This is a genomic window from Actinomyces sp. HMT 175 (assembly GCF_016694895.1).
In the GTDB taxonomy this organism is placed as follows: Bacteria; Actinomycetota; Actinomycetes; order Actinomycetales; family Actinomycetaceae; genus Actinomyces; species Actinomyces oris.
In genome coordinates, this window is record NZ_CP068012.1 from 1,783,647 (window position 1) to 1,807,207 (window position 23,561).

The following is a 23,561-nucleotide window of genomic DNA, read 5'->3' on the forward strand; positions in this document are numbered from 1 at the left end:
CCTGTCCCTGACGCCGGTAGCTGCCGGCGATGCGGGAACCGGGGCGCCAGAGGCCCGGAGTAGTCAGGAACGAGCCTTTGAGGGCTGCCTCTTGTCCTCATCACCGGCCACGGCCAGGGCCTCCTGGAGGGTGAAGTTGCCGTTGTAGAGCGCCTTGCCGACGATCGCGCCCTCCAGTCCCAGCGGCACCAGGCGACGCAGCGCGACCAGGTCATCGAGGTGGGCGATACCGCCGGAGGCGACCACCGGGGCAGGGCTGCGCTGGCAGACCTCGGTGAGGAGCTCTGTGTTGGGGCCGCTCAGCGTGCCGTCGCGCGTGACGTCGGTGACGACGTAGCGCGCGCATCCTGCGGCGTTGAGCCGTTCGAGAGTCTCCCACAGGTCTCCGCCCTCCTTGGTCCAGCCGCGGGCCGCCAGGGTGGAGCCTCGCACGTCGAGGCCGACCGCGATCTTCTCCCCGTGCTCGGCGATGACCCGTTCGGTCCACTCGGGGTCCTCCAGCGCCGCCGTGCCCAGGTTGACCCGGGCGGCGCCGGCTGCCAGGGCCCGGGCCAGTGAGGCGTCATCACGGATGCCCCCGGACAGCTCCACCTTGATGCCGACCTCGCCGACGATGCGCGCGAGCAGCTCATGGTTGGAGCCGCGCCCGAAGGCGGCGTCGAGGTCCACCAGGTGGATCCATTCGGCCCCGGCGCGCACCCAGTCCCGGGCGGCGTCGACGGGGCTGCCGTAGTCCGTCTCTGAGCCGACCTCTCCCTGAAGGAGACGGACGGCCTTGCCATCGGCGACGTCGACGGCGGGAAGTAGAGTGAGCATGCGTTTCTCCTGCAGTGGTCGTGGGATGGCTCAGGTGGGGTTCAGAGGGTCGTCAACCAGTTGCGCAGCAGCTGAGCCCCTGCGTCACCGGACTTCTCGGGGTGGAACTGCGTGGCGCTCAGGGAACCGTTCTCTACGGCGGCGATGAAGTCGTGGCCGTGAGTGGCCCACGTGACCTGCGGCAGGCGGGTGGGACCGGGGCCGAGCAGCTCGGCGGGGTCCTGGGTGGCCGCATAGGAGTGGACGAAATAGAAGCGCTCCTCGGCGACGCCGTCGAACAGGACGGAGCCCGAGGGAGGGCGGACCAGACTCCACCCCATGTGCGGAACGACGTCGGCTCTCAAGTGGGACACAGTGCCGGGCCACTGCCCCAGCCCCTCCTCCGCGGTCCCGTGCTCGTCGGAGCGCTCGAACATGACCTGCATGCCCACGCAGATTCCCAGGACCGGCCGTCCACCGGCCAGGCGCCGCTCGATGAGACGGGGGGCATCGACCTTCCGCAGCTGCCTCATGACCGCGCCGAAGGCACCCACCCCGGGGACCACGAGCCCATCGGCCTCGGTGACATCGTCCGGTTCGCAGGAGAAGGTCACCTGCGCTCCGACGCGTTCCAGAGCACGCATCGCTGAGCGGACATTGCCGGATCCGTAGGACAGGAGGGTGACGCGCGGCGCTTGCATGTGACACAGCCTACCGTCCCGGTAGATCGTTCTGAGTATCCTCCACACTCTGAAACGCCCTGTGACGTGCGCAGAACCAGCACCGGCAGCGCCGCGGCAACAACCTTGGAGCAGCGGTTCCGGGCACGTCGCCCTGATCGTGGCCTCGCGCGGGGACAGTGAGAAGGCCGGGGCAAATGTGCGATCCCGAATCCGGGTCGTCGGCTTCCTTTCACGAATCACCCAAGATGGGCGAGTATTCATCCGTGAGCATGCAGTTCCCCTCCGGCCAGGCCTCTGCGCCGCCTTGGCCGGCACCCCCGTCCCCACCGCATTCGCAGGCGTCCTCGCCCCACTCCCCCGCCGCGGCCGGGACAGGTTCGGGCGGCTCCAGCGGATCGCGCAGCGCTGCGCCGTTCTCCATTCCCGGAGTGCGGATCACCTCAGTGCTGGGGCGCGGTGGCTTCGCCACGGTCTATGCCGGGGTTCAGGACTCCCTGGAGCGTCCGGTCGCCGTCAAGGTGGACTCCCGCCCCTTGGATGATCCTCGCAATGAGCGGCGGTTCATGCGTGAGGTGCAGGCGGCCTCGAGAATCTCGGGGCATCCTCACGTGGTCTCGCTGGTCGACACCGGCAAGCTGCCCGATCTGCGCCCCTACCTGGTCATGGAGCTGTGCGCGGGCGGCAGCCTCTATGACCTCGTCTCGCGCGGGCCGACCCCCGCCTCCGACGCCGTGGCCCTCGTGGAGGCCGCTGCCTCGGCCCTGGGGGCCGCCCATGCGGCCGGCGTCATGCACCGGGACGTCAAGCCCGCCAACATCCTTCTGGACTCCTACGGCTCTCCCCGGCTGTCGGACTTCGGTATCGCCGCTGTCCAGCGCGAGGGTCAGGACCCCACCGTGACCCTGGAGTGCCTCACCCCCGACTTCGCCGCGCCGGAGGCCTTCATGCTGGCCAGCCCCGGCCCCGAGGGGGACGTGTGGTCCATGGGTGCGGTGCTCTTCGCCCTGCTGACGGGCCGAGGCCCCCGGCGCGGTCCCGACGGCGTGCAGCGCAGCCTGCCGGAGATCGTCCGTTCCCTCGACGACCCCCTCAACCTCACCGACCCGAACGTCCCCGAGCTCCTGCTGCCGATCCTGAGCAAGGCGATGGCTCCGGATCCCACGCACCGCTACCGCAACGGTACGGAGCTCACGGAGGCCCTGGGGCAGATCCGTGAGGCTCTGGGGACGGGAAACCTGGCCGTCCGCGGGCCGGTGACCTCGTTGCGACTGGTTGAGGCCGGGCTGGCACCGCCTCCGCGCAGTGAAGAGGCGGGCTCACCCAGCTCTTACGCTCCCAGCAGTGCATCGCAGTGGGCGGCATCGGACTCCGTCTTCCCGGTCCGCCCGACCGGCTCCTCGGGGTCCGCCGCCTCGGCGCCCTCCATCGTCTCAGGCGGGTTGGAGCACTCCGACAAGGCGCTGCTGAACGCGCCCGTGTCAGCACAGCGGAGTCAGTCGCTGCGACTCTCCGGCCGAGAACGTCGGCGGATCACGCTGCGCTCCGCAGCGGTCGGCGCGGTTGCCGGCCTGGTCGTCGGTCTGGGCGCAGGATGGGTGGCGGGTGCCCGTCTGGCTCCTGCGGCCAGTGCCACTGGCCCGTCAAGAGCCGTGTCCCAGCCCTCATCGTCGGGTCAGGACAACGCCTCGACCCCACCGCATCCGGTGGGTACCTGCCTGGCGGGCACCACCTCGATCTCGGGCCAGACCACGGCCAGAAAGGTCAGCTGCAACGAGCCCCACTCCTGGGAGGTCTACCAGGTGGGGACCCTGGCGGAAAGCACCTCGGGTTCCAGTGATGACGACCTGGCGGCCGATCCCAACGTGCAGGCCACCTGTACCGCGCAGGCCGCCCAGCAGTACGGGGCCGCCGATCCGAGCACATCGGTCCTGGGACCGGGGGAGGCCGGTTGGAACGCCGGGAAGCGGGGCTTCTCCTGCATCGCCTCCGACAAGGACGGGCAGCGGACGAGCTCCTACGCCGGCTAGGAGCCGCCCGCCCCTGGTCGGCGGCGGGCGGCGCGTGTCGGCGTGGTCACTGCGGGGGACGGCGCAGGCCGCGTCCGAACCAGCGCATCGCCCGGGGCGCCTGGATCTCGGAGGACTTCACCGCTCCGGGGACGTCGTCGGCGTCGATGACTCCCAGGAGGACGTCCTCGACGACCTGGTCCATGGAGGCCAGCAGGAGCCCCGCCGAGGCCTCCTCGCCGGGCTGGCCGTTGGTGAAGTGGCGGGCGGTGATCGTCCCGGACAGGCCGGACTCGATACCGACGTCGGTGGCCAGGTCAGCGGTCATGAGGACGGCGCCGGCCCGGGACAGGCGGGAGAGCTGGGCGGCCAGCTCCGCGGCCTCGGCCGGCTCGGAGTCGGAACCGCCGAGCAGCTCGGCCACGTCCCAGTCCGAGTGGGCGGAGACGAACTGCTTGACCGCGAAGGCCCCGCTGGAGGAGGGCACCACGGTGCAGTCAAGGTCCAGCAGGGAGCACATTCCGGCCAGGCCGTCGGCCCGGTTCAGCGGAGTCATGACGACGGCGACCTTGACCGCCCGGGGAGCCTGGTCCTCGGACTGATCGGGCACGTAGGAGCTCAGGGATTCGGCCGCGGCGGCGATCTGCGCCTCCTGGGCATCGGTGAGCCGGGAGCGGTCGGAGTCCTCCGTTGTCTCGTCTCCCCCGTTCAGGGGACGGTAGGTGTTGTGGGGGACGTCGTCGGGCCTGATGTCTGCCGGTCCGCTCTCCCCCGCGGAGCCGGCCGATACGGAGCCGTCCTCCACCGGGGTCTGCCGGCCCGGTTCGCTGCCGGCCTCCTGCACAGCCCCCAGGTCCTCGGCTGAGAGGTCGTCGGGGATGTCCACGTCGCCCATGAGAGCGGCGAACTCGGCGTCCAGGTCGCGCTGGTGGTCCTGGTGGTCGTCGCGGCTCTCGTCGGGTCGGGGGGTCTGGTCCATCACAGGCTTCCCTTCGTCGATGGGATGGTCTCGACACGGGGATCGTCCTCCACGGCTGCGCGCAGGGCACGGGCCAGGGCCTTGAACTCGGCCTCGGCGATGTGGTGGGGATCGCGCCCGGACAGGACCCGCACGTGCAGGCAGATGCCGGCATGGTAGGCGATGGCCTCCAGCACGTGGCGCACCATGGAACCGGTGAAGTGACCCCCGATGAGGTGGTGGACGAAGGCCTCGGACTCCCCTTCGTGCACCAGGTAGGGGCGTCCGGAGATGTCGACGACGGCATGAGCCAGAGCCTCATCCAGGGGAACGCTGGCCTCGCCGAAACGGCGGATGCCGCGCTTGTCCCCCAGGGCGACGCGCAGGGCCTCACCGATGCAGATGGCGGTGTCCTCCACGGTGTGGTGCACGTCGATCTCGGTGTCACCGGTGGCGCGCACCGTCAGATCGATGAGTGAGTGGCGCCCCAGCGCGGTGAGCATGTGGTCGTAGAAGGGAACGGTGGTGGAGATGTCGGTCTGGCCCGTGCCATCGAGGTTGATCTCGACGACGACGCTCGACTCGCTCGTGGCTCGCTCAATGCGCGCGGTACGGCTCATAGGTGCTTCCTCAGCATCGGGTGTCGTGCTTCTTCTGCACAGTGGTTGATAGGTATCTCAATCGATAGCAACCCTACCGGTCCCAGGCGCCGATCGCTGCCGGCATCCCTCTCACCTGCCGATGGCTGAGGTCAGGGCGGCGCGCAGGCGTGCCATCTCCTCCGGCGTTCCGATGCTGGCCCGCAGGAAGCCCTCGGGGCCGACGACACGGATAAGGACCCCGGCGTCGAGCAGGGCCTGCCAGACGGCCTTCCGGTCGGGGAAGGGTCCGAACAGGACGAAGTTGGCGTCCGATTCGTGCGCGCTCAGGCCCTGGGTGCGCAGCCAGTCCACGAAGGCATCGCGCTCATCGCGCAGGGAGGCCACCTGAGCCATGAGCTCATCGCGGTGGGACAGGGCGGCCAGGGCGGCGGCCTGAGTGACGGCGGAGAGGTGGTAGGGCAGGCGCACCACGCGCAGGGCGTCTACCAGCGCGCGGTCGGCGGCCAGGTAGCCCAGGCGCAGGCCGGCCGCTCCGAAGGCCTTGGACATGGTGCGGGTGACGGCCAGGTGCGGGTTGTCCGGCCCCACCAGCTCCAGGGCGCTGGGCACGCCCGGGCGGCGGAACTCGGCGTAGGCCTCATCGATGACGACGACGCAGTCGCTGGCCCGGGCGGGCGAGCCGATCTCGGCTCCGAGCATGGGGCCGTGGCCGCGGGCGACCTCAAGGATCCGTCTGATGTCCTCCAGCGGCAGGGCGGTTCCGGTCGGATTGTTGGGGCTGGCCAGGATGACGACGGCCGGCCGCAGCTCCTTGATCGCGGCCACCGCGGCGTCCGTATCGAGGGTGAAGTCCTTGCGGCGCGGTCGGGTGGCGTAGTCGGTCAGTGTGTCGCGGGCGTACTCGGGGTACATCGAGTAGGTGGGGGTGAAGCTCAGGCAGGTGCGCCCGGGGCCGCCGAAGGCCTGGAGCACGTGGAGCATGACTTCGTTGGAGCCGTTGGCCGCCCAGATCTGCTCAGGCGTCAGGTGCGCGCCGGACTCGGCCTCGAGATAGTCCGCGAGCGCGGCCCGCAGCCGGGGGAAGTCCCGCTCCGGGTAGCGGTTGAGTCCCTGGGCGGTCTGAGCCACGGCGGTGGCGATCGACTCGATGACCGCGGCCGAGGGCGGGTAGGGATTCTCGTTGACGTTCAGTCTCACGGGGACGTCGATCTCGGGGGCCCCGTAGGGGGCCTCGCCCTCCAGGTCCGGTCTCAGGGGCAGGTTCGCGTTCACGCCTGGAGTCTACGGCTCGGTCCGCTCCAGCGGTTGGGCCGCCCATCCGGTGGTACTGCGGCGCCGAGGGTGGCGGTCGCAGTGTCCTGCTGGCGGTGTTGTCAGTGCGGATCGCTGGTGAGCATGATCTCCTGGTAGTCGAGGCGGTTCAGGGCGTGCTCCAGGGAGTCGGCCGAGTAGAGGCCCTCGTCGCCGGCATCGAGAAGGGCCTCGCGCTGGGCTCGGATCATGTCCAGGGCGCGTTCTCGCATGGGGGCGAGCTCGTCGTGGCGCCAGGTGGGGTCGGCCCAGGCCTTGGCAACGGCTGCCGGCGAGACGATGACGTCTTTGCCCTGCCTGCGTACGAGGCCGTGCTGCTCAGTGGTGGGGTTGAGGCTCTCGTTGTTCTCTGGGTCGGGGGCGGTTTGTGAGACCTTGTCCAGGCCGGGAGCGCTCATGGTCGTATGTGTGTCCGAGGCGTCGGGGTCTGCGGCGCCGGTGAGCCCTGTGGGGGCGGCCTGTTGGGAGGCGCCGTGAGTGTCGATAGAGGCAACGTCGCGGGCGGCGTTGACCAGCAGCGAGATGACCGCGGCCTTCTCCTCCTCGTCGGCGGGCCCAGCCATGGCGGGTCTGGCGACGCGGACCAGGGCGGGCAGCGTGAGTCCTTGGATCGTCAGTGAGCCGGCGGCCACGAGCATGGCCACCAGGAGGAGGAAGGAGTAGTGCGGCGTTGTGACTGGCAGGGTCTGGGCGGCTGCCAGGGTGATGGCGCCGCGCATGCCCGCCCAGACGATGACGGCGCCTTCGCGTCTGCCCAGGGGCTCGGCTGCGAAGTAGTCCAGGTCGGCGCCCCGGCGTCTGACTCGACTGGAGAGGCTGCGTGCGCGCCGAGCGATGCTCTCGTGGTTGGTCGCCTGGCGGAGCTTGCGCTGGACCTGTGCGAAGGGGCGCCGGTCCCAGGGGACCGGGGGCATCTCGGACTCTCCGCGCACGATGGCCGAGCAGCGGTTCTGGAACTGGTGGATGGCCTCCTCGTTCTCCTGCCAGTGAATCGCCCAGCGCGCGGTCCGGTGGCTGAGGAGCTTGAGCATGGGTGCTACCACGAGCGCCCGGATGACGACCGTCAGCGCGCCGGCGACGACAGCGACCGCGATGGCCCGGACAATACCGAGAGCTGAGGCACCGACCTTCTCCACGACGCCGAAGAACTCCAGCCCCATGACCAGGAAGATGAGTCCTTCCAAGGTGAGCTCGACGGTGTGCCAGTTGGTGCGTGAGGCCACCCGGTGGGCCGGCGGCAGCATCCGGGGACCGCGGTGGCCGGTGATGAGCCCGGCGACGACGGCTGCCACGAGACCCGAGCCGTGCATGTGCTCGGCAGGGATCGCCGCGAGGAAGGGGACGGTGAAGGACACCACCGTGTCCACGGTGGGGTCGGTGATGTGGGAGCGCACCCGTAGGCTCGCCTCGCCGACGAGCCACCCCACCCCCAGGGCCACGAGGACCGCCAGGGCGAAACCGCCCAGGACGCCTCCGACACTCACTCCGCCGGAGGTGGCCGCGGAGACGGCGGAGGACAGGACCACCAGGGCGGTGGCGTCGTTGAGCAGCCCCTCCCCCTCCAGGACGGTGATGATGCGTTGGGAGACTCCCAGCCGGCGGGCGATGGAGATGGCCACGGCGTCGGTGGGGCTGAGGATCGCCCCCATGGCGATGGCCCAGGCCAGGGAGAGCCCCGGAATCAGGAGGGTGAGGACCGCGCCGATCACCGCGGCGGACAGGGGCACCAGCAGGATGGCCAGCACCGCCACCGGGGCGAGCTCGCGGCGGAAGTTGATGGTGGAGATGCTCACCGCGGTGGAGAACAGCAGCGGAGGGAGGATCCCCTCCAGGACCACCTGGGGGTCCAGCTCGATCGCCGGGATGAAGGGCAGGAAGCCCACCGCCGTGCCGCCCGCCAGGAGGATCAGCGCCGGGGCGACACCGATGCGGTCGCTGAGCTGAGAGGCCGCAGCGATGGCCAAAGTGCCCAGCACGGCGATGATGAGGAGGTCCATGGGCCAAGACTATCTAGGCAGTGCCGTCTTGATCGTCCACGCTACCGTGGTTCTGTGACGATCACAGGCCCCCAGGACCCTAAGGACGCTGAGCGTTCCGTGCACCCCGATCCGCTCGACTCGCCCGTGCGTGAGCGGGCCGAGGCAGTCCTGCGCGAGCTCGTGGGCCGCAGCGACGCGCGCCTGCGTGAGGACCAGTGGCGGGCGATCGAGGCGCTTGTCATCTCGCGCCGTCGCGCTCTGGTGGTCCAGCGCACCGGGTGGGGGAAGTCGGCGGTGTACTTCGTGGCGACGGTGCTGCTGCGAGAGGGCTGGGGAGGCTGGAGCCCGGACACCCCACCGCCATCCCCCGGTGCGCGCTCCGGCACCGGGGCGAGCGTCATCATCTCGCCGCTGCTGGCCCTCATGCGCGACCAAGTGGCCGCCGCCGAGCGCGCCGGGATCCGGGCCGTGACCATGAACTCGGCCAATGTCACGCAGTGGGATGAGATTCAGGCCCAGGTGGCCGGTGGTGAGGTCGATGTCCTGCTGGTCTCCCCGGAGCGCCTCAACAACCCGGTCTTCCGTGATGAGGTCCTCCCCCACCTGGCTGCGGGCGCCGCACTGGTGGTCATCGACGAGGCCCACTGCATCTCGGACTGGGGCCACGACTTCCGCCCTGACTACCGGCGCATCGCCACCCTGCTGGCCGGTCTGCCGCCGCGCACCCCGGTCCTGGCCACGACGGCGACCGCGAACCGACGGGTCAGTGCCGACATCGCTGAGCAGCTGGGGGCGTCTGTGGAGGCAGGCGGGGCGGACGGCGAGCAGGTCCTGGTACTGCGGGGAACCCTGGAGCGCGGCTCCCTCCACCTGGGAGTCAGGATGCTGCCGGATGCCGCCTCACGCCTGGCCTGGCTGACCGCCTACATCCGCCGCGCTCACGGCAGCGGCATCATCTACTGCCTGACGGTCTCGGCGGCGCAGGAGGTCGCCGAGCACCTGCGTGCGGCGGGCGCGGAGGTGGCCGCCTACACGGGGCAGACCGACGCCGCCGAGCGCGAGCGCCTGGAGGAGGATCTCAAGGCCAACCGGGTCAGGGCGCTGGTGGCCACCTCCGCTCTGGGCATGGGCTTCGACAAACCGGACCTGGCCTTCGTGGTGCACCTGGGGGCTCCTTCCTCGCCGGTGAGCTACTACCAGCAGGTGGGGCGCGCCGGCCGCGGAGTGGAGCGGGCCGAAGTGGTCCTGCTGCCCGGCCAAGAGGACCGGGCCATCTGGGAGTGGTTCGGCTCGCAGGGTTTCCCGCCCGAGGAGCAGGTTCGCGTGGTCCTCGATGCTCTGGAGGAGCGCAGGGCCGCGGGCGGCGGGGCGATCTCGACGGCGGTGCTGGAGAAGGCGACCTCGTTGCGGCGCAGCCGGCTGGAGTCCATGCTCAAGGTCCTCGATGTCGACGGCGCCGTACGCCGGGTTCGTGGCGGCTGGGAGTCCACCGGCCGGCCCTGGCGCTATGACGCGCAGCGTTATGCGCGAGTCGAGGACGCGCGCCGGGCCGAGCAGGAGGCGATGGTCGCCTATGAGCGCCTCGGGACCGATACCGGCCCTGGGCGGACAACCGTGTCGTGCCGGATGGCCTTTCTGAGGTCAGTACTCGATGATCCCCTGCTTGAGCAGGGATGGCGCTGCGGAGCCTGCGACCTGTGCGGGGGCCTGGACCTGCCTGACGCCCCTGACCAGGAGCAGCTCGGTGCCGCCCGAGCGGCGCTCGGACGGGTGGGGGTCGAGCTGCAGGCTCGTCGCCAGTGGCCCACCGGGATGGATCGGCTGGGCCTGGGTCGTTTCAAGGGTCGTATCGGGGCCGACCGTCAGGCGGCGACCGGGCTGGCGGTGGGCAGGCTGGATGGGTTGGGGACCTCGGTGGTGCTGCGCGAGCTGGTGGCCTGCGCCTCCGACGGCGAGGTCCCGGTGGCGCTCAGGCCACAGGTGCTTCAGGCGGTGGACCGGCTCGCTGAGATCATCCGCGACGAGCAGGAGGCCGCCGGCTCCGACGGGCCGCCGAGCGGAGAGCCGGCCGTCGTCGTCGTGGACTCCCGCACCCGCCCCCGCATGGTCCGCCGGCTGGGGCACGCCGTGGTCGCACGGCTGGGCGCACGGGCCTTGGGCGTCGTGGGCCTGTCCGGTCAGGAACCACCGCAGCACGATGTGGGCTCTGCGTTTCGCCTGACGCAGGTGGCCCGCAGCCTGACGCTCCAGGGCTGGTCGGCCCAGGCCCTTGACGAGCTGCGCGAGCGCACCGTGGTCCTCGTGGACGACTGGAGCGACTCCGGCTGGACGCTCACGACGGCCGCCTTCCTCCTGCGCGAGGCGGGGGCGGCGGCGGTCCACCCCTTCGTGCTGGCGCAGAGGTAGGTGCCGGTGGGCACTGCCTGAGCAGGCAGCGCCCCCGGCACCGGCGTCCTAGAAACCCGTGGAGACGGCGGCCAGTGCGGGAGCCACCTGGCCTCCGGGGGTTCCGACCTGATCCTCGAGGTAGTACCACCAGAAGGGGGCTCCCCAGGCGTCGGAGCGCCCCAGTGCCGCGCCGGTGACGTGCTCGGCGACGGCGGTGCGGGCCGCCACGGGGTCGGAGGCCGAGCCGAACCACCAGGGACCGGCGTTGAGGTCCGCTCCCCCGTACCCGAGCTCGGTCACGGCGATCCGGGAGGAGGAGAAGGCGGCCTCCAGGGTGCTGAGAACCCGGTCGGCGGCTGTTCCCAGCGGATGGAGCTGGGGGTAGACGGACAGTCCCACGACGTCGATCAGCTCCCTGATCGATGCGGGGAGCTCCCTGGCTGCATAGCTGAACAGGGAGTAGGTCGGGTCCGCCTGCCCGAGCTGGTAGTACAGGGTGAGCACCGTCGTGGCGCTGGTGCGCTCGCGCACGGCCTTGGCCGCTCGCTGGGCCTTGGCCACCGGCCCGGTGCCCAGCCAGTCCCCACCGATCTCGTTGCCGATCTCCCAGGCGTCGACGTTGGGAAGCGCCTTGATAAGGGTGTCGACCCGCGTGTCCCAGGCGGAGTCGGTCAGGGCGGCCAGGTCGTGGGAGTCGCAGATCTGGACCAGGGCCTGCCCGCCCTGCGCGTGCAGGGCCTCCACCGTGTTGCGCCAACCGGTCATTTCCTCGGCGTCATTGGGGTCGCCGATGACGAGGCGGGCTGAGACCTTCCGCTTGCCGCCTCCCGGTCCGCTGGGGGCCAGTGCTGCGGCGATCTCGACGGAGGTGGGCACCCGGGTGAAGGTCACCCCGATCACGGCGTCCTGCGGCGCCTGAGCGGACAGCGCCCGGTCCAGGGAGAGCTGGGCCCCGGCAGCCGACTCCAGGGCGGAGTTCGCCAGGCGGCCCCGCTCCGTCCATGACTGGGCCTTGGCACAGGCATCCAGGGACTGCTGGGCGGAGGCCCGCAGCTTTTCCGCCTCGTCAGCGCCCTTGAAGCCCTTCGCAGTGGCCTGCGCGAGGCGCTCGGCCTGCCGACCGTGGAGGGTTCGGGCCGCCAGCTCCAGGAGATCGTGCTCCCCGGAGGCCGGTAGATCCGCCATGAGTGCCGAGTACCCGTGGCTGGTCGGCCACGACAGGGTCAGCGTGCACTCACGCCCGGCAGGCACATCGATGCCAATGGCACCACCCTCATCCTGGTAGAGGGGGCCGACGGCGATGACCTCCAGGGTCTTGGCATCCAGCAGCGCGTCGTCATAGCCGACCTCGCCCTTGCCGTTGGACTGAATGCGTCGCAGCGCCTCGAGGTTGAGGGCACTGCCCTGCGCATCACTGACGTGAAGGCTCACATGGGTGGTCGCCCCGTCCCCCATGGCCGTCGGAGTCACGTTCGCGTGCCCACAGGAGGACACTGACGCTCCCAGAATCCCGGTGCCCAGGAGCGCCAGCACCCTTCTGCGGTTGGTCTCGATTGTCATGGAAGCAGTATCCCAGTCTTCTGAAAGAGATTTCGACCGAACGGCCCTATTTCCGTGATTCGGAGACTGCTGAATCTCACAGCCTGCGCCGCGGTCATCTCAGCTCCGAGGCCGGCACGAAGGTGTACCCCTCGGCCTTGATACCGGCGACGATCTTCTTCAGCTCGGCCAGCGGGTAGTAGGGGTGGAAGAAGAAGCTGGCGGTGGCGTGAGTGTTGACCAGGTTGAGCTTGGCCGCGTCAATGACCTCCTGAGCCAGGCGCGGCGGGTGCTGGTTGATCTCGTTGGGCTCGAAGTTGCCCAGGTTCTCGGGCAGGACGTGAGTCCCGTAGGGGTCGTTGACCGCGTAGGGGAAGAACTGCCCGTAGTAGTCGTGGGGACCGGCCTGGGTATTGGTCAGGGTGCCGGCGTAGAGGAGCTCGCGCTCATAGCGCACCGGGTAGTGCTCGCCGATGCCGTAGTAGGCCTCACGGGTGGCCGAGTAGTGCGGGGTCTCGAAGATCTCCGGAGTCGGCAGGCCGACCTCGCCGAAGATCTGGCGCCCCTGCTCCACGCGCTCGGAAGCCCACTCCTGGGAGGTACCCGGCAGGGTGCCTCCGATCTGCACGAAGGACTTGTCCTGGCAGTCGATGGGTGGGGCCTTGGTGTCGTTGGTGGCCGAGCACCACGAGCGGATGAACTCGAAGTCGTCGGCGGAGACGGCGTTGTAAGGATTGTCCAGGGTCCCGAACTGGTGGGTGGTGCCGTGCTGAACGATCGTTCCGCCCTTGTTCACCGCGTCCTGCAGGACCTCCACCAGCTCCGGGGCGTCCTTCAGGGTGAGCTCCTTGGGCGTCCCGTTGTTCTCAGTGCCCTTGGGGTCGATGTACTTGGGCACCACCGCCATCTGGAAGGGCACGTTCTGACTGTGGAGGTAGTCGACGATCGCCTGCAGCTCCTCGGGGTCGCTGTCCGGGGTCACGTCCTCCAGGCGCACAGCGGCCTGACGGAACTGCTGGGCACCGGGCTGGAGGAAGTCCAGGAGGATGTCGGCGGCTGCGATGTAGCGGTCCTGCTCCCCCAGGTAGGTCAGGGGGATCTCACCGATGAAGGTCATTCCCGAGGAGCTGACCGCCCAGGGGAAGGAGGTGGTGCCGGACTGGGCGACGGAGGCGCAGGCGGTGGCCGCGCCGTCGGGCTTGGAGCACTCGGCGCGCCCCAGGACCTTGACGTCCTTGTCCCGGACGATGTGCGGAGCGATGATCCCGCCGGAGTTGAGCTCGTTGCGCTTCAGCGAGGCGCCGTTGTAGCTGATCTTGGTGACCCGGTCGGTGGAGTCGATGTAGGAGGTGGCCGCGTCCCAGCCGTAGCGCTGGGTGAAGGCGGCGCGGTCGGCGTCGGTCTTGGCCAGCTGCCAGATGTTGAAGCCGGACCACATGACGGGGACGTTGCCGGTCAGGGCGTCATCGATGAAGGCCCGCGGCAGGGGCTCGTCGTAGGTGGAGCCGATGTAGACCACGTTGGTGAAGCGACCGGCCAGGCCGGCGACGTAGTCCTTGACCGGGAGGGTCGTCACGGTCCCGGAGTGGCTGGCCAGGGTGCCCATGCTCAGGGCGTAGTACTCCCCCAGCTTGGCGTAGTCACCGGTGGTGTCGAACAGGACCAGGGTCGATGCCGGCCCCGCCTCCTGGTTGGAGAAGCTCACCGCTCCGACAGGAACCTCGGGCGCGTTCTGCTTCAGGTCGCGGATCTTGACCTGTCCTGCGGCGGGCGCGGGCTTGTTGAGATTCACGTCGGCCTGCTTGTCGCCCTTGAGGGGGAGCTCCTTCTTGGCCGCGGCGGCCGGCTCGGGCGGAGCCGGAAGCGGGTTCTTGGCCGGGTCGGCGTCATTGGCCTGGGCCCCGTCGGCGGGTTTGGCCGCGGCGGCCTGGATCGCGGCCGGCACCTGCGCGCCGGCGGCGGGTGCGGCCTGAGCGGGGCCGACTGCGGCGATGGAGCTGCCCAGGCACACCGCGATGGCGGCCAGTGCACAGCGGCGGCGTCGTGCGGTCATAAGGGTCGGGGGGATCATGAACGCTCCTTCGATGAGGTGGGAACCGGTTCAAACTCGGGAAGGGGGACACCGCGGCCGAACAGGGCTGCGGTGGCGGCCAGGATGCGCTTGCACGCGTGTCCGTCGCCGTAGGGGTTGGCGGCCTGGGCCATGGCTGTGTAGGCCGCCTCGTCGGTCAGCAGGGTGGAGACCCTCTCGACGATGCGCTCCTCGTCGGTCCCGACCAGCTCGGCGACCCCGAAGGCGACCGCCTCGGGACGCTCGGTGTTGTCCCGCATGACCAGGACGGGCTTGGACAGCGCGGGCGCCTCCTCCTGGACGCCGCCGGAGTCGGTGAGCACGACGTCGCAGCGGTCGATGAGTGCACAGAAGGCGCCGTACTCCAGCGGGTCGCACCAGATGACGTTGGCGTGGCCCTCGATCTGGGGCAGGAGATCCTCACGAACCTTGGGGTTGCGGTGGACCGGCAGCACGAAGAGCACCTCGGGGTGCTTGTCGGCCAGGCGCGCGACGGCGCGGCCAATGGCCCGCATCGGCTCGCCCCAGGACTCACGGCGGTGGGCGGTGACGAGCACGACTCGCCGGGAGGCGTCCTTCAGTGCTGCGGCCAGCTCCTCGTCCGGGGGCGGGACCCGGCGGTCGACGGCGACCAGGAGCGCGTCGATGACCGTGTTGCCCGTGACGCTGACGGTCTGCGGATCGGTGTTCTCGCGCAGCAGGTTGTCCCGGCTGGTGGTGGTGGGACACAGGTGCAGGGCGGTCACCTGGCTGATGAGCCGCCGGTTGGCCTCCTCGGGGAAGGGTGAGGAGATGTCCCCGGTGCGCAGGCCTGCCTCGACGTGAAGGACTGGGACCTCGTGGTAGAAGGCCGCCAGCGCGGCGGCGAAGGCGGAGGTGGTGTCCCCCTGGACGACGACGGCGTCGGGCCGGTGGGCCTCGATGGCCTGCCCCACCCCTTGCAGGCAGCGGTTGGTGATCTGGGTGAGGGTCTGCCCCGGCGAGTGGATGTCGAGGTCGTCGTCGGGCACGATTCCGAAGAACTCGTGCACCTGGTCGAGCATCTCGCGGTGCTGCCCGGTGACGACGACGATCGGATTGAAACGCTCGTCGTCGCGCATGGCGGCCACCAGAGGGGCGAGCTTGATCGCCTCCGGGCGGGTGCCGTAGACGAGCATGACCCTCAGGGGCCCGCCCGTTGGCGTGGATTCGGTGGTCATGGGGTTCTCCTGGTCGTGTGTCGGGAGTGGGACGGGCTGGGCCTCAGTGGTGGTCGAGTCCGGCGCCGTAGATGCGGGCATGCCTTACTCGTCCTCGATGATCGGGGTGAAGGTGACGTCGGAGTCCTCGCAGTAGGCCGCCACCTTGCCGGAGCGGTAGGGGGACTGCTCGTCGGTGACGGTTCCGAGCTCCTGCCCGTCCACGGTGATGGTGAAGGTCGCCTCTGAGGGCTTGGTCGTATCAATGGTGACGGTGACGTCGTGGCTCTTCCCAGGTGGGTAGACGGGCGTGTTGCCCGATGACAGGAATCGCTGGTACCCGGGGTACGCGGTGTCCTGCTTGGAGACCTCCCAGCCGTTGGGCTTGAGGGCCAGGGCGTAGAAGTGGTTGTTGTCGGTGTAGTTCCACAGGAGCCAGGCGACCTCCCAGGCGTTGGGGTCGCCGTCCTCTCGCAGCTGCCTGACAGTGGTCATCGTGGTGTGGATGGTCTGGACGCCTCCCGCCTCGATCTTCACCGTGGAGGATGTGGCCAGACCGGCGTGGGTCGTGTCGTGGGAGTTGGCCGACGTCGGCTTGAGGCGCAGCAGGCCGTCGGAGCACGAGGCCTCGCCGTAACCGTCGAAGATGATCTCCCACTGGGAGCAGTCCGGTGCGTCGGTCTCTCGGGCGTGGCAGTACACGGTGACTCCTAGAACCAGTGCCAGGACGCAGACCGTCAGGAGGGCGCGACGCAGGAACCTGCCGCGACGAGAGCCGTCGACGGCTCCTGCGTGCTGAGGTGCGTTGGCAGCTGTCATCTCATCTCCTCATTGGTCAGGCTGCTGGATGTCGGACGGGGCCGGCGCACGATCACGGCGGTGGGGTTGAGCACGGGGCGGGTCGGCACGGTCGGGGTGGCCGGAACGGTTCTGCCCGGCCCCGCGGCCTGGGGGGACGCGAGGGGCTGCACCCTCTCCGGCCCGCTGGGCGGGCGCTGCTTGCTCGGTACCGGTGAGCCCATGGCTGCCGATCCGTTGGAGCCGGCCACCGGTGCGCTAGGTGCGCTCGGTGTGCCCTGCGCTCCTTGCCCCGGTTCCGCCTCCCGCGCGGTCTTGGCCCACCCGGTGCGTCCGGTCAGCTCCCGGGCGACTGCTCGCCAGCCGTAGAGGCTGGGAAGGAGGCCGTAAAGGACGAACAGGTGCGCGTAGCCCACGGACTTGAGCAGGCTCAGGCCCTCACTGCGCTCGATGCGCCAGTAGATCCAGGCGTAGATGAGCGCCGGCCCGAAGGCGATGACATAGGCCCCCACGAGCCACGCCCATGACTGCTCCCACCTCAGGACCGCGGCCACCCCGGCGGTCACCATGGTGATGAGGAAGGACAGGGTCAGCAGGGAGCCGGTCAGGAGCAGGTAGGGCGTGAGGATCTGCCAGAGCGTGTCGGCCCGCCCCAGGCCGCGCTGCTCGCGGGCCACGGAGCGCAGCAGGTGCAGCGCCTGGAGGTTTCCCTGGAACCAGCGGGTGCGCTGACGCAGGAGGCGGCGCATGTTGGTCACGCCCTGCTGGTGAACGGAGGCCGCGCGCCAGAACTCGTTGGTCCAGCTGGTGGCGTTGAGCCGGATCCCCAGGTCGAAGTCCTCGGTCAGCGACCGGGTCCAGGGCCGGGGCCCCAGGGCGTCGAGTGCGCTGAGGCGGACGAACTGGGCGTTGCCACCCATGCCGACACTGCGGACCCGGCGCCGGCCTCGCTGGAAGACCTCGGTGAAGATGACGAACTCCATGTCCTGCATGCGGGCGAGCAGGGAGCCGAAGCGGTTGTTGATGCGCACCCCCATCTGGACAGCACCGACCTCCTGCGGGGCGAAGGCCTTGCGCACCTCCCCGATGGCGTGGGGGTCGAGCCTGCCGTCGGCGTCCATGACTCCTACCACGACTCGTGAGGAGGACACCGTGGTGCACCGGGAGCGCACGATCGACAGCGCGTCGTTGAGGGCCTCCCCCTTTCCCAGGCGGGCGTGGGGAGGACGACGGCGAACTACCTCGACGCGCTCGTCGCCGGCCTGGGCGGCCACCTGGGCGGTGTCGTCGTCGGAGCCGTCGTCGATGACCATGATGCGCAGGCCGGGGTCCGGGATGGAGGTGAGCCGCCGGACGCTGGCGCCGATGACCGCGGCCTCGTTGAGGCAGGGCATGAGGATGACGACGAGCAGCGGCGCATCCGGATGCGAGGGACCGCCGTGCCGTGGGGCCCCGCGCGAGGCGATGAGCATGAAGAAGGTGTAGGCAAGGGCGACTGCGATCATCCCCAGGGCTCCCCACCAACCGATGCGGTCGAGGACTCCCAGAGGGCTCGAGGAATCGAAGCTCATGGGCAGGAACGGGGTCTGCGTCACCATCACGCCCGCAGACTCATCAGGCCGCTGCGCTGCTGCGCGTGACGCCCGGCGGAGCGCCTGGAGTGCGGGATCAGGGCGCGGGCCGCGCCATAGAGGTTGGTCAGCAGGAAGAAGGCCAGGATGGCGACGAACACCAGGCCGGCGCAGTCAATGAGGAAACGAGCGACGAGAGCGGGAAGGGAACCTGCCGGGGCGACATACCACACGACGAACAGTCCGGTTCCGGCGGCGAATGGGGAGTAGTGCATGAGGCCATCCATCTGGATCCAAGGGGTAGGGCCGGCGCCGACCGTCATCACCGCATGCGCGAGCAGGCCAGGTCGGCAACCAACGCCTCGGTGCGGCGCGCCCGGGGATGACGGGATGTGGGAACTCAGCCCGTCGGGCACGGCGCACCGTGCGTCACCACCAAATATAACAATAGAGTAACGCTTTGCAACACTGTGTTATTCGACCATGCAATAAGCGCCCTCTTGGAGGTGGCTCACAAGAGAGGGAAACGGCAGGATTCCGCCAGTTGAATCGCCAACGAATCCGCGCCTCGCTCCAGCGCCGTCCCCTGACGCGGCAGAGCACGGTCACCAGAAGGTCACAGGACGATCTCAATCGGCCTGCTCAGCAGGCATTTTCACTGCCTTCGGGCACGGGCCGCCTCCCCGTGGGCGGGCAGATCCTCGCAGCTCGCCAGGACCTCCAGCGCCGGCGTCATGGACTCCAGGGCGCTCGCGCTGTACTCGATGAGCTGGACCGGTTTGAGGAAGGCCATCACGCTCAGCCCGGCCGCGAACCGGGCGGTGCCCCCGGTGGGCAGGACATGGTTGGAGCCGGCCAGGTAGTCCCCCAGGGGCACCGGGCTGCAGGGCCCGACGAAGATGGCTCCGGCATTACGGATCCGACGCGCGACCCCAGGGGCGTCGGAGGTGTGGATCTCCAGGTGCTCGGCCGCGTAGGCGTTGGCGACCTCGATGGCCTGGGCGAGGTCACGCACCAGGACGGTTCCCGACTGCGGACCCCTCAATGCGGTCGATGCCCGCTCCCGGTGCCGGGTCGCGCTCAGTCTGCGCTCGAGCGCCGCATCGACGGCGTCCGCCAGCTGCGGGGAGTCGGTGATGAGGACGCTGCCGGCATTGGGATCGTGCTCCGCCTGGGAGAGCAGGTCGGCGGCCACGTACTCGGGGTCGGCCCCGGCGTCGGCCAGGACGGCGATCTCGGTGGGTCCTGCCTCGGCATCGATGCCGACCGCCCCCATGACGGCTCGCTTGGCGGCCGCCACGTAGACGTTGCCGGGACCGGTAATGACGTCCACGCCCCGGCACAGGACCTCTCCCCCGGCGTCCGCGCGGTCGGTGTCGTCCTGGGCGTCGGCGCCGTAGGCGAGCATCGCGATGGCCTGGGCGCCGCCGACGGCGTAGACCTCGGTGATCCCCAGCAGCGCGCACGCCGCCAGGATCGTGGGGTGGGGCAGACCCGCGAACTCGGCCTGAGGCGGGCTGGCCAAAGCGATCTGTTCGACACCGGCGACCTGGGCGGCCACCGCGTTCATCACCACGCTGGAGGGGTAGACCGCCAGTCCTCCGGGAACGTAGAGCCCCACCCGCTCCACGGGGATCCAGCGCTGGGTGATGGTGCCTCCGGGGACCACCTCCGTGCTGCGCTCAGCGGGCACCTGGGCGGCGTGCCCGGCCCGGTTGTGGGCGATGGACAGCTCGAGGGCCTCGCGCACCGCGGGGTCCAGGTCGTCGAGCGCCTGGGTGATGGCAGCAGCGGGCACACGCAGGTGAACGGGTCGCACGCCGTCGAATCGCTCGGCGGCGTCGCGCAGTGCGGCCGCTCCGCGACGGCGGACGTCCTCGATCAGTGGAGCCACGGCGGCCTGGGCGGCGGTGACGTCAAGGGCGGCCCGGGGCAGGGCCTGTGCCAGCTGGCGTGCGGAGAGTCGGGTACTGCGCAGATCGGTGCGGGTGAGCATGACCGTAAGCCTACCGGCCGTGCACAAGGCGGCCCGGGAGAGCACGTTGTCTCCCGGGCCGCCTCAGGCGCCTGCAGTCGAGTCAGAGCTCATCAGGCCTCGCGCACGGCGCGCGCGGCACCGACCAGGCTGGTCAGGCTCGCCTCGGTCTCGGTGTAGCCGCGGGTCTTGAGACCGCAGTCGGGGTTGACCCAGACCTTCTCGCCGCCCAGGGCGTCGACGGCCCGCTGGAGCAGCTCGGTGCACTCGGCCTGGCTGGGCACGCGCGGGGAGTGGATGTCCCACACGCCCGGGCCGAGCTGACGCTCGAAGCCGTGCTCGGCCACCGCGGGCAGGATGTCCATGCGCGAGCGGGAGGCCTCGATGGAGGTCACGTCGGCGTCCAGGTGGTCGACCGCATCGATGACGACGTCGAACTCCGAGTAGCACAGGTGGGTGTGGATCTGGGTGGCAGGAGCCGCCCCTCCGGTGGCCAGGCGGAAGGAGCCGACGGACCACTCCAGGTAGGCGGGACGGTCGGCGCGCCGCAGCGGCAGGGTCTCGCGGATGGCGGGCTCGTCGACCTGGATGACGCCGATGCCGGCGGCCTCGAGGTCCGCCACCTCCGCGCGCAGGGCCAGGCCCAGCTGGTCGGCGACCTGGGCGCGCGGGATGTCGTCGCGTACGAAGGACCAGGCCATGATCGTCACCGGGCCGGTGAGCATGCCCTTGAGGGGCTTGTCGGTCAGGGACTGGGCGTAGGCCGACCAGGTCACCGTCATGGGCTCAGGGCGGGCGACGTCACCCCACAGGATGGAGGGACGGGTGCAGCGCGAGCCGTAGGACTGGACCCAGCCGTGCTCGGTGGTCACGAAGCCGTCGAGCAGCTCGGCGAAGTACTGGACCATGTCGTTGCGCTCGGCCTCACCGTGGACCAGGACGTCCAGGCCGAGGCGCTCCTGAAGGGCAACGACGCTGGCGATCTCGGCGCGCATGGCGGCGTCGTAGGCGGCGTCGTCGATCTCGCCCTTGCGCCAGGCGGCGCGGGCCTTACGGATCTCGGCGGTCTGCGGGAAGGAGCCGATGGTGGTGGTGGGAAGCTCCGGCAGGCCGAGGCGCTCGTCCTGGGCCGCCTTGCGCTCACCGTAGGGGGCGCGGGTGCGGTCGGCGTCCGTGACGGCGCCGACGGCGGTGCGGACCTCGTCGCGGTGCACGCCGGGGTGGGCGGCGCGCTGCTTGCGCAGGTCGGCGTCCTGAGACAGCTCAGCGGCGATGGCGTCACGCCCCTGCTCCAGACCCTTGGCCAGGGTGATGACCTCCCCGACCTTCTGGTCGGCGAAGGCCAGCCAGGAGCGGATCTCCGGGTCGATGGCGGTCTCGCGCTCGACGTCGTGGGGCACGTGCTGCAAGGAGGTAGAGGTCGCCACGGTGATGGGGGTGCCCTCGGGAAGGCGCTCGCGCAGCTGCTCGAGCACGTCCATGGCCCGGTTCAGGTCGGTGCGCCAGATGTTGCGGCCCGAGACGACGCCGGCGACGACGGTCTTGCCCTCCAGGGCGGCCAGGTCGCCGGCCTCGGGCAGGGCGCCGGCCACGAGGTCCAGGCCCACGGCCTCGATCGGGGTCTGAGCGAGCACGGGCAGGGCGTCGCCCAGGGAGCCGTAGGTTCCGGCCACCAGGATCTGGGGGCGCTCCACGATGGCGCCCAGCCAGGTGTAGGCGTCACGCACGGCGTCGAGGACGCGCTGGCGCTCCACGTTCCAGGAGTCGGAGACCAGGGCGGGCTCGTCGAGCTGGACCCAGGTGGCGCCGGCCTCGTGCAGGTCCATGAGGAGGTGGCCGTAGGCGTGCAGCACGTCGCTGAGGCGGTCCAGGGGGTGGAAGTCCTCGGCTGCCTCGTCGGAGGGCTTGGCCATGAGCAGGTAGCTCACCGGGCCCACGACGACGGGGCGGACCTCGGTCCCGGCGGCCTTGGCCTCGCGGACCTGGTCGGCGATGGCGGTGTCGACGTAGTCGATGGGGGTGGAGGCGTCGATCTCGGGGACCAGGTAGTGGTAGTTGGAGTCCAGCCACTTGGTCATCTCCATGGCGGGACGGGCGCCCTCACCACGGGCCAGGGTGAAGTAGCCCTCGACATCGAGGGCGCCGTCGGCGTTCAGCAGGTCGCGGAAACGGGCGGGCGCAGCGCCCAGGGTGGCGGTCACCTGAAGAACCTGGTCGTACAGGGTGAAGTCCGCCGGCACCGAGGCGGGCTGAGTCAGCCCCAGGTCCGTCAGGCGCGAGCGGGTCGCCCCGCGCAGCTCGGCAGCGGCGTGCTTGAGCTCCTCGACGCTCAGGTTCCCCTTCCAGAAGGACTCCACGGCGCGTTTGAGCTCACGGTCCCTTCCGATGCGGGGGTATCCCAGGATGGTGGCCCCCGGCAGGGGGGCGGAGGGGACCTGTGACTCGGTCACGGCGATCTCAGCCGGCGAGGCGGGGGCGACCGACTCAGGGGTGGCGCTCATGCATTCTCCTTGGTGATGGTGGTGAGGGGCTGAACGGGGTGGTGGGAAGACACTGTTGCGCGGGCAGAGCCACGGCGCAGGAAAGAAGGGCCTCGGCCGGGTGTGGCCTGGAGGTATCCGCGATCGACGGCGTCGCGCACCTCCCGATCGGGCGCGGCTCCAGCCAGGATGCCGCCCAGACGCAGGTGGCTGATGACGTCGAGGGCCGGTCGGGTGCGGTTGAAGGTGTACAGGTGCAGACCGGGGGCGCCGGCGCGCAGCAGCGCTGTGGCCAGGTCGAGCGTCGCGCCGATGCCGCGTTCCACGAGGGTGGCGCCGCTGGCCGATCCCAGCGAGGATCGCAGGCCGGCGGGCACGCGCACCCCGGTGAGCGCCTCAAGACGGGTGAGCCGACGCAGGTCGGTCAGTGGGATCACGCCGGGAAGGATCGGGATGCTCACCCCCGCGTAGGAGGCCGCGTTGGTCAGCGCCACATAGTCGGCCGCGTCGTAGAACACCTGGGTGATCGCCATGTCGGCCCCGGCGGCCTGCTTGGCGGCCAGGACCTCAATGGCCTCGATGTGGTCGTTGGTGGCCGGGTAGGCGGCCACGGCGATCGTGACGTGGCGCCTGCCGTCACCGAAGAAGTCGGCCTCGACCTCCCGGATGACCCGGACGAGGTCGTCGGCGTGGCGCAGTTCCCCGGCGACATCCTCGGCCCGGGTGCCGGCTGGCGGGTCGCCGCGCAGGGCGAGGAAGCGCCGTACTCCCATGCGCAGGAAGCGAGTGACGATGTCGACGGCCTCCTGCTTGCGATAGCCGATACAGGTCAGGTGAGCCATGAGGGGGATGGTGCTGGAGTCCAGCACGTGGGCGAGCACGCACTCGGAGGGGTTGGTCTGCTCCTGGACCGCGCGCACGCGGGGGGCCTCGCACCGGCCCGCCTCCGGCTCATGCGCGCTCCCCTGGCGCCCGCCGCCAGTGACCCCGCCGGCAGGGTCAGTGACGAAGGTCGGCCGGTAGGTCACCGAGACGAAGTCGGGCCCGGTGGCCAGGAGCCGGTCAATGCGGCCCCAGGTGGCCGAGGCTGCTTTACCCGGTCGAGGGGGGAACAGCTCCAGGCTGACGGTGGGCAGTCGCCGAGCGGTTCCGGTCTCGGCGCTGCTCAAGGCCTCGCCGCGACTGCTGGCCGCGGCGGTGGGCCCGGTGGGCTCGTTGTCGTGCACG

The 23,561-nt window shown here is 70.2% G+C and carries 17 protein-coding genes; 2 read left to right on the top strand and 15 right to left on the bottom strand.

From position 1 onward, the window contains the following. Nucleotides 1-63: 63 nt before the first annotated feature. Nucleotides 64-816 carry a bifunctional 1-(5-phosphoribosyl)-5-((5-phosphoribosylamino)methylideneamino)imidazole-4-carboxamide isomerase/phosphoribosylanthranilate isomerase PriA gene (priA, locus tag JJJ14_RS07640; RefSeq protein ID WP_009406038.1) on the bottom strand — a complete coding sequence of 251 codons (753 nt, stop codon included), beginning with the start codon at nt 814-816 and terminating at the stop codon, nt 64-66. Nucleotides 817-857: 41 nt separating this feature from the next. Beyond that, on the bottom strand, nt 858-1,496 hold the full coding sequence (gene hisH / locus JJJ14_RS07645; protein WP_040321356.1) for an imidazole glycerol phosphate synthase subunit HisH: 639 nt from the start codon (nt 1,494-1,496) through the stop codon (nt 858-860). A 425-nt stretch (nt 1,497-1,921) separates the two neighbouring features. Between hisH and JJJ14_RS07650 the strand changes: the two genes are divergently transcribed. Continuing rightward, nucleotides 1,922-3,505: a serine/threonine-protein kinase gene (locus JJJ14_RS07650; RefSeq protein ID WP_201445110.1), complete on the top strand. Its 1,584-nt coding sequence runs from the start codon at nt 1,922-1,924 to the stop codon at nt 3,503-3,505. Between the two features lie 46 nt (nt 3,506-3,551). On the opposite strand, the gene JJJ14_RS07655 is transcribed toward JJJ14_RS07650, so the two are convergent. From JJJ14_RS07655 to JJJ14_RS07670, 4 genes are all read right to left on the bottom strand, one after another. After that, entirely contained in the window at nt 3,552-4,463 is a 912-nt protein-coding gene (locus JJJ14_RS07655) for a hypothetical protein (protein ID WP_201443767.1), read from the bottom strand. Further along, nucleotides 4,463-5,062 (bottom strand): imidazoleglycerol-phosphate dehydratase HisB, encoded by a 600-nt coding sequence (hisB, locus tag JJJ14_RS07660; RefSeq protein ID WP_003786233.1) that lies wholly within the window; start codon nt 5,060-5,062, stop codon nt 4,463-4,465. The genes JJJ14_RS07655 and hisB overlap by 1 nt, the downstream gene beginning before the upstream one ends. Nucleotides 5,063-5,173: 111 nt before the next feature. Further along, nucleotides 5,174-6,316: a histidinol-phosphate transaminase gene (locus tag JJJ14_RS07665; protein WP_201443768.1), complete on the bottom strand. Its 1,143-nt coding sequence runs from the start codon at nt 6,314-6,316 to the stop codon at nt 5,174-5,176. A 101-nt stretch (nt 6,317-6,417) separates the two neighbouring features. Further along, nucleotides 6,418-8,352 carry a cation:proton antiporter gene (locus JJJ14_RS07670; protein WP_201443769.1) on the bottom strand — a complete coding sequence of 645 codons (1,935 nt, stop codon included), beginning with the start codon at nt 8,350-8,352 and terminating at the stop codon, nt 6,418-6,420. Between the two features lie 54 nt (nt 8,353-8,406). On the opposite strand from JJJ14_RS07670, the gene JJJ14_RS07675 reads away from it, so the two are divergent. Beyond that, nucleotides 8,407-10,740 (top strand): RecQ family ATP-dependent DNA helicase, encoded by a 2,334-nt coding sequence (locus JJJ14_RS07675; RefSeq protein WP_201443770.1) that lies wholly within the window; start codon nt 8,407-8,409, stop codon nt 10,738-10,740. Nucleotides 10,741-10,788: 48 nt separating this feature from the next. On the opposite strand, the gene JJJ14_RS07680 is transcribed toward JJJ14_RS07675, so the two are convergent. From JJJ14_RS07680 to JJJ14_RS07720, 9 genes are all read right to left on the bottom strand, one after another. After that, on the bottom strand, nt 10,789-12,282 hold the full coding sequence (locus JJJ14_RS07680; RefSeq protein ID WP_075378306.1) for a Tat pathway signal sequence: 1,494 nt from the start codon (nt 12,280-12,282) through the stop codon (nt 10,789-10,791). A gap of 94 nt (nt 12,283-12,376) precedes the next feature. Further along, entirely contained in the window at nt 12,377-14,332 is a 1,956-nt protein-coding gene (locus JJJ14_RS07685; RefSeq protein WP_201443771.1) for a DUF2334 domain-containing protein, read from the bottom strand. Further along, nucleotides 14,329-15,531: a non-hydrolyzing UDP-N-acetylglucosamine 2-epimerase gene (wecB, locus tag JJJ14_RS07690; RefSeq protein ID WP_201443772.1), complete on the bottom strand. Its 1,203-nt coding sequence runs from the start codon at nt 15,529-15,531 to the stop codon at nt 14,329-14,331. Before wecB ends, JJJ14_RS07685 begins: the two co-directional genes overlap by 4 nt. 84 nt (nt 15,532-15,615) lie before the next feature. Next, nucleotides 15,616-16,329: a hypothetical protein gene (locus tag JJJ14_RS07695; protein ID WP_201443773.1), complete on the bottom strand. Its 714-nt coding sequence runs from the start codon at nt 16,327-16,329 to the stop codon at nt 15,616-15,618. After that, nucleotides 16,326-17,906: a glycosyltransferase family 2 protein gene (locus tag JJJ14_RS07700; RefSeq protein WP_201445111.1), complete on the bottom strand. Its 1,581-nt coding sequence runs from the start codon at nt 17,904-17,906 to the stop codon at nt 16,326-16,328. Before JJJ14_RS07700 ends, JJJ14_RS07695 begins: the two co-directional genes overlap by 4 nt. Next, nucleotides 17,906-18,154, bottom strand: a complete 249-nt coding sequence (locus JJJ14_RS07705) for a hypothetical protein (protein WP_232211289.1) — start codon at nt 18,152-18,154, stop codon at nt 17,906-17,908. The genes JJJ14_RS07700 and JJJ14_RS07705 overlap by 1 nt, the downstream gene beginning before the upstream one ends. 380 nt (nt 18,155-18,534) lie before the next feature. Then, nucleotides 18,535-19,875, bottom strand: coding sequence for a histidinol dehydrogenase (gene hisD / locus JJJ14_RS07710; RefSeq protein ID WP_201443774.1), 1,341 nt, complete (start codon nt 19,873-19,875; stop codon nt 18,535-18,537). 92 nt (nt 19,876-19,967) lie between these two features. After that, the gene (gene metE / locus JJJ14_RS07715) at nt 19,968-22,355 is read right to left on the bottom strand and encodes a 5-methyltetrahydropteroyltriglutamate--homocysteine S-methyltransferase (protein WP_201443775.1); all 2,388 of its coding nucleotides are present in this window, start codon (nt 22,353-22,355) and stop codon (nt 19,968-19,970) included. Continuing rightward, nucleotides 22,352-23,560 (bottom strand): methylenetetrahydrofolate reductase, encoded by a 1,209-nt coding sequence (locus JJJ14_RS07720; RefSeq protein ID WP_201443776.1) that lies wholly within the window; start codon nt 23,558-23,560, stop codon nt 22,352-22,354. Before JJJ14_RS07720 ends, metE begins: the two co-directional genes overlap by 4 nt. Nucleotide 23,561: the final 1 nt, after the last annotated feature.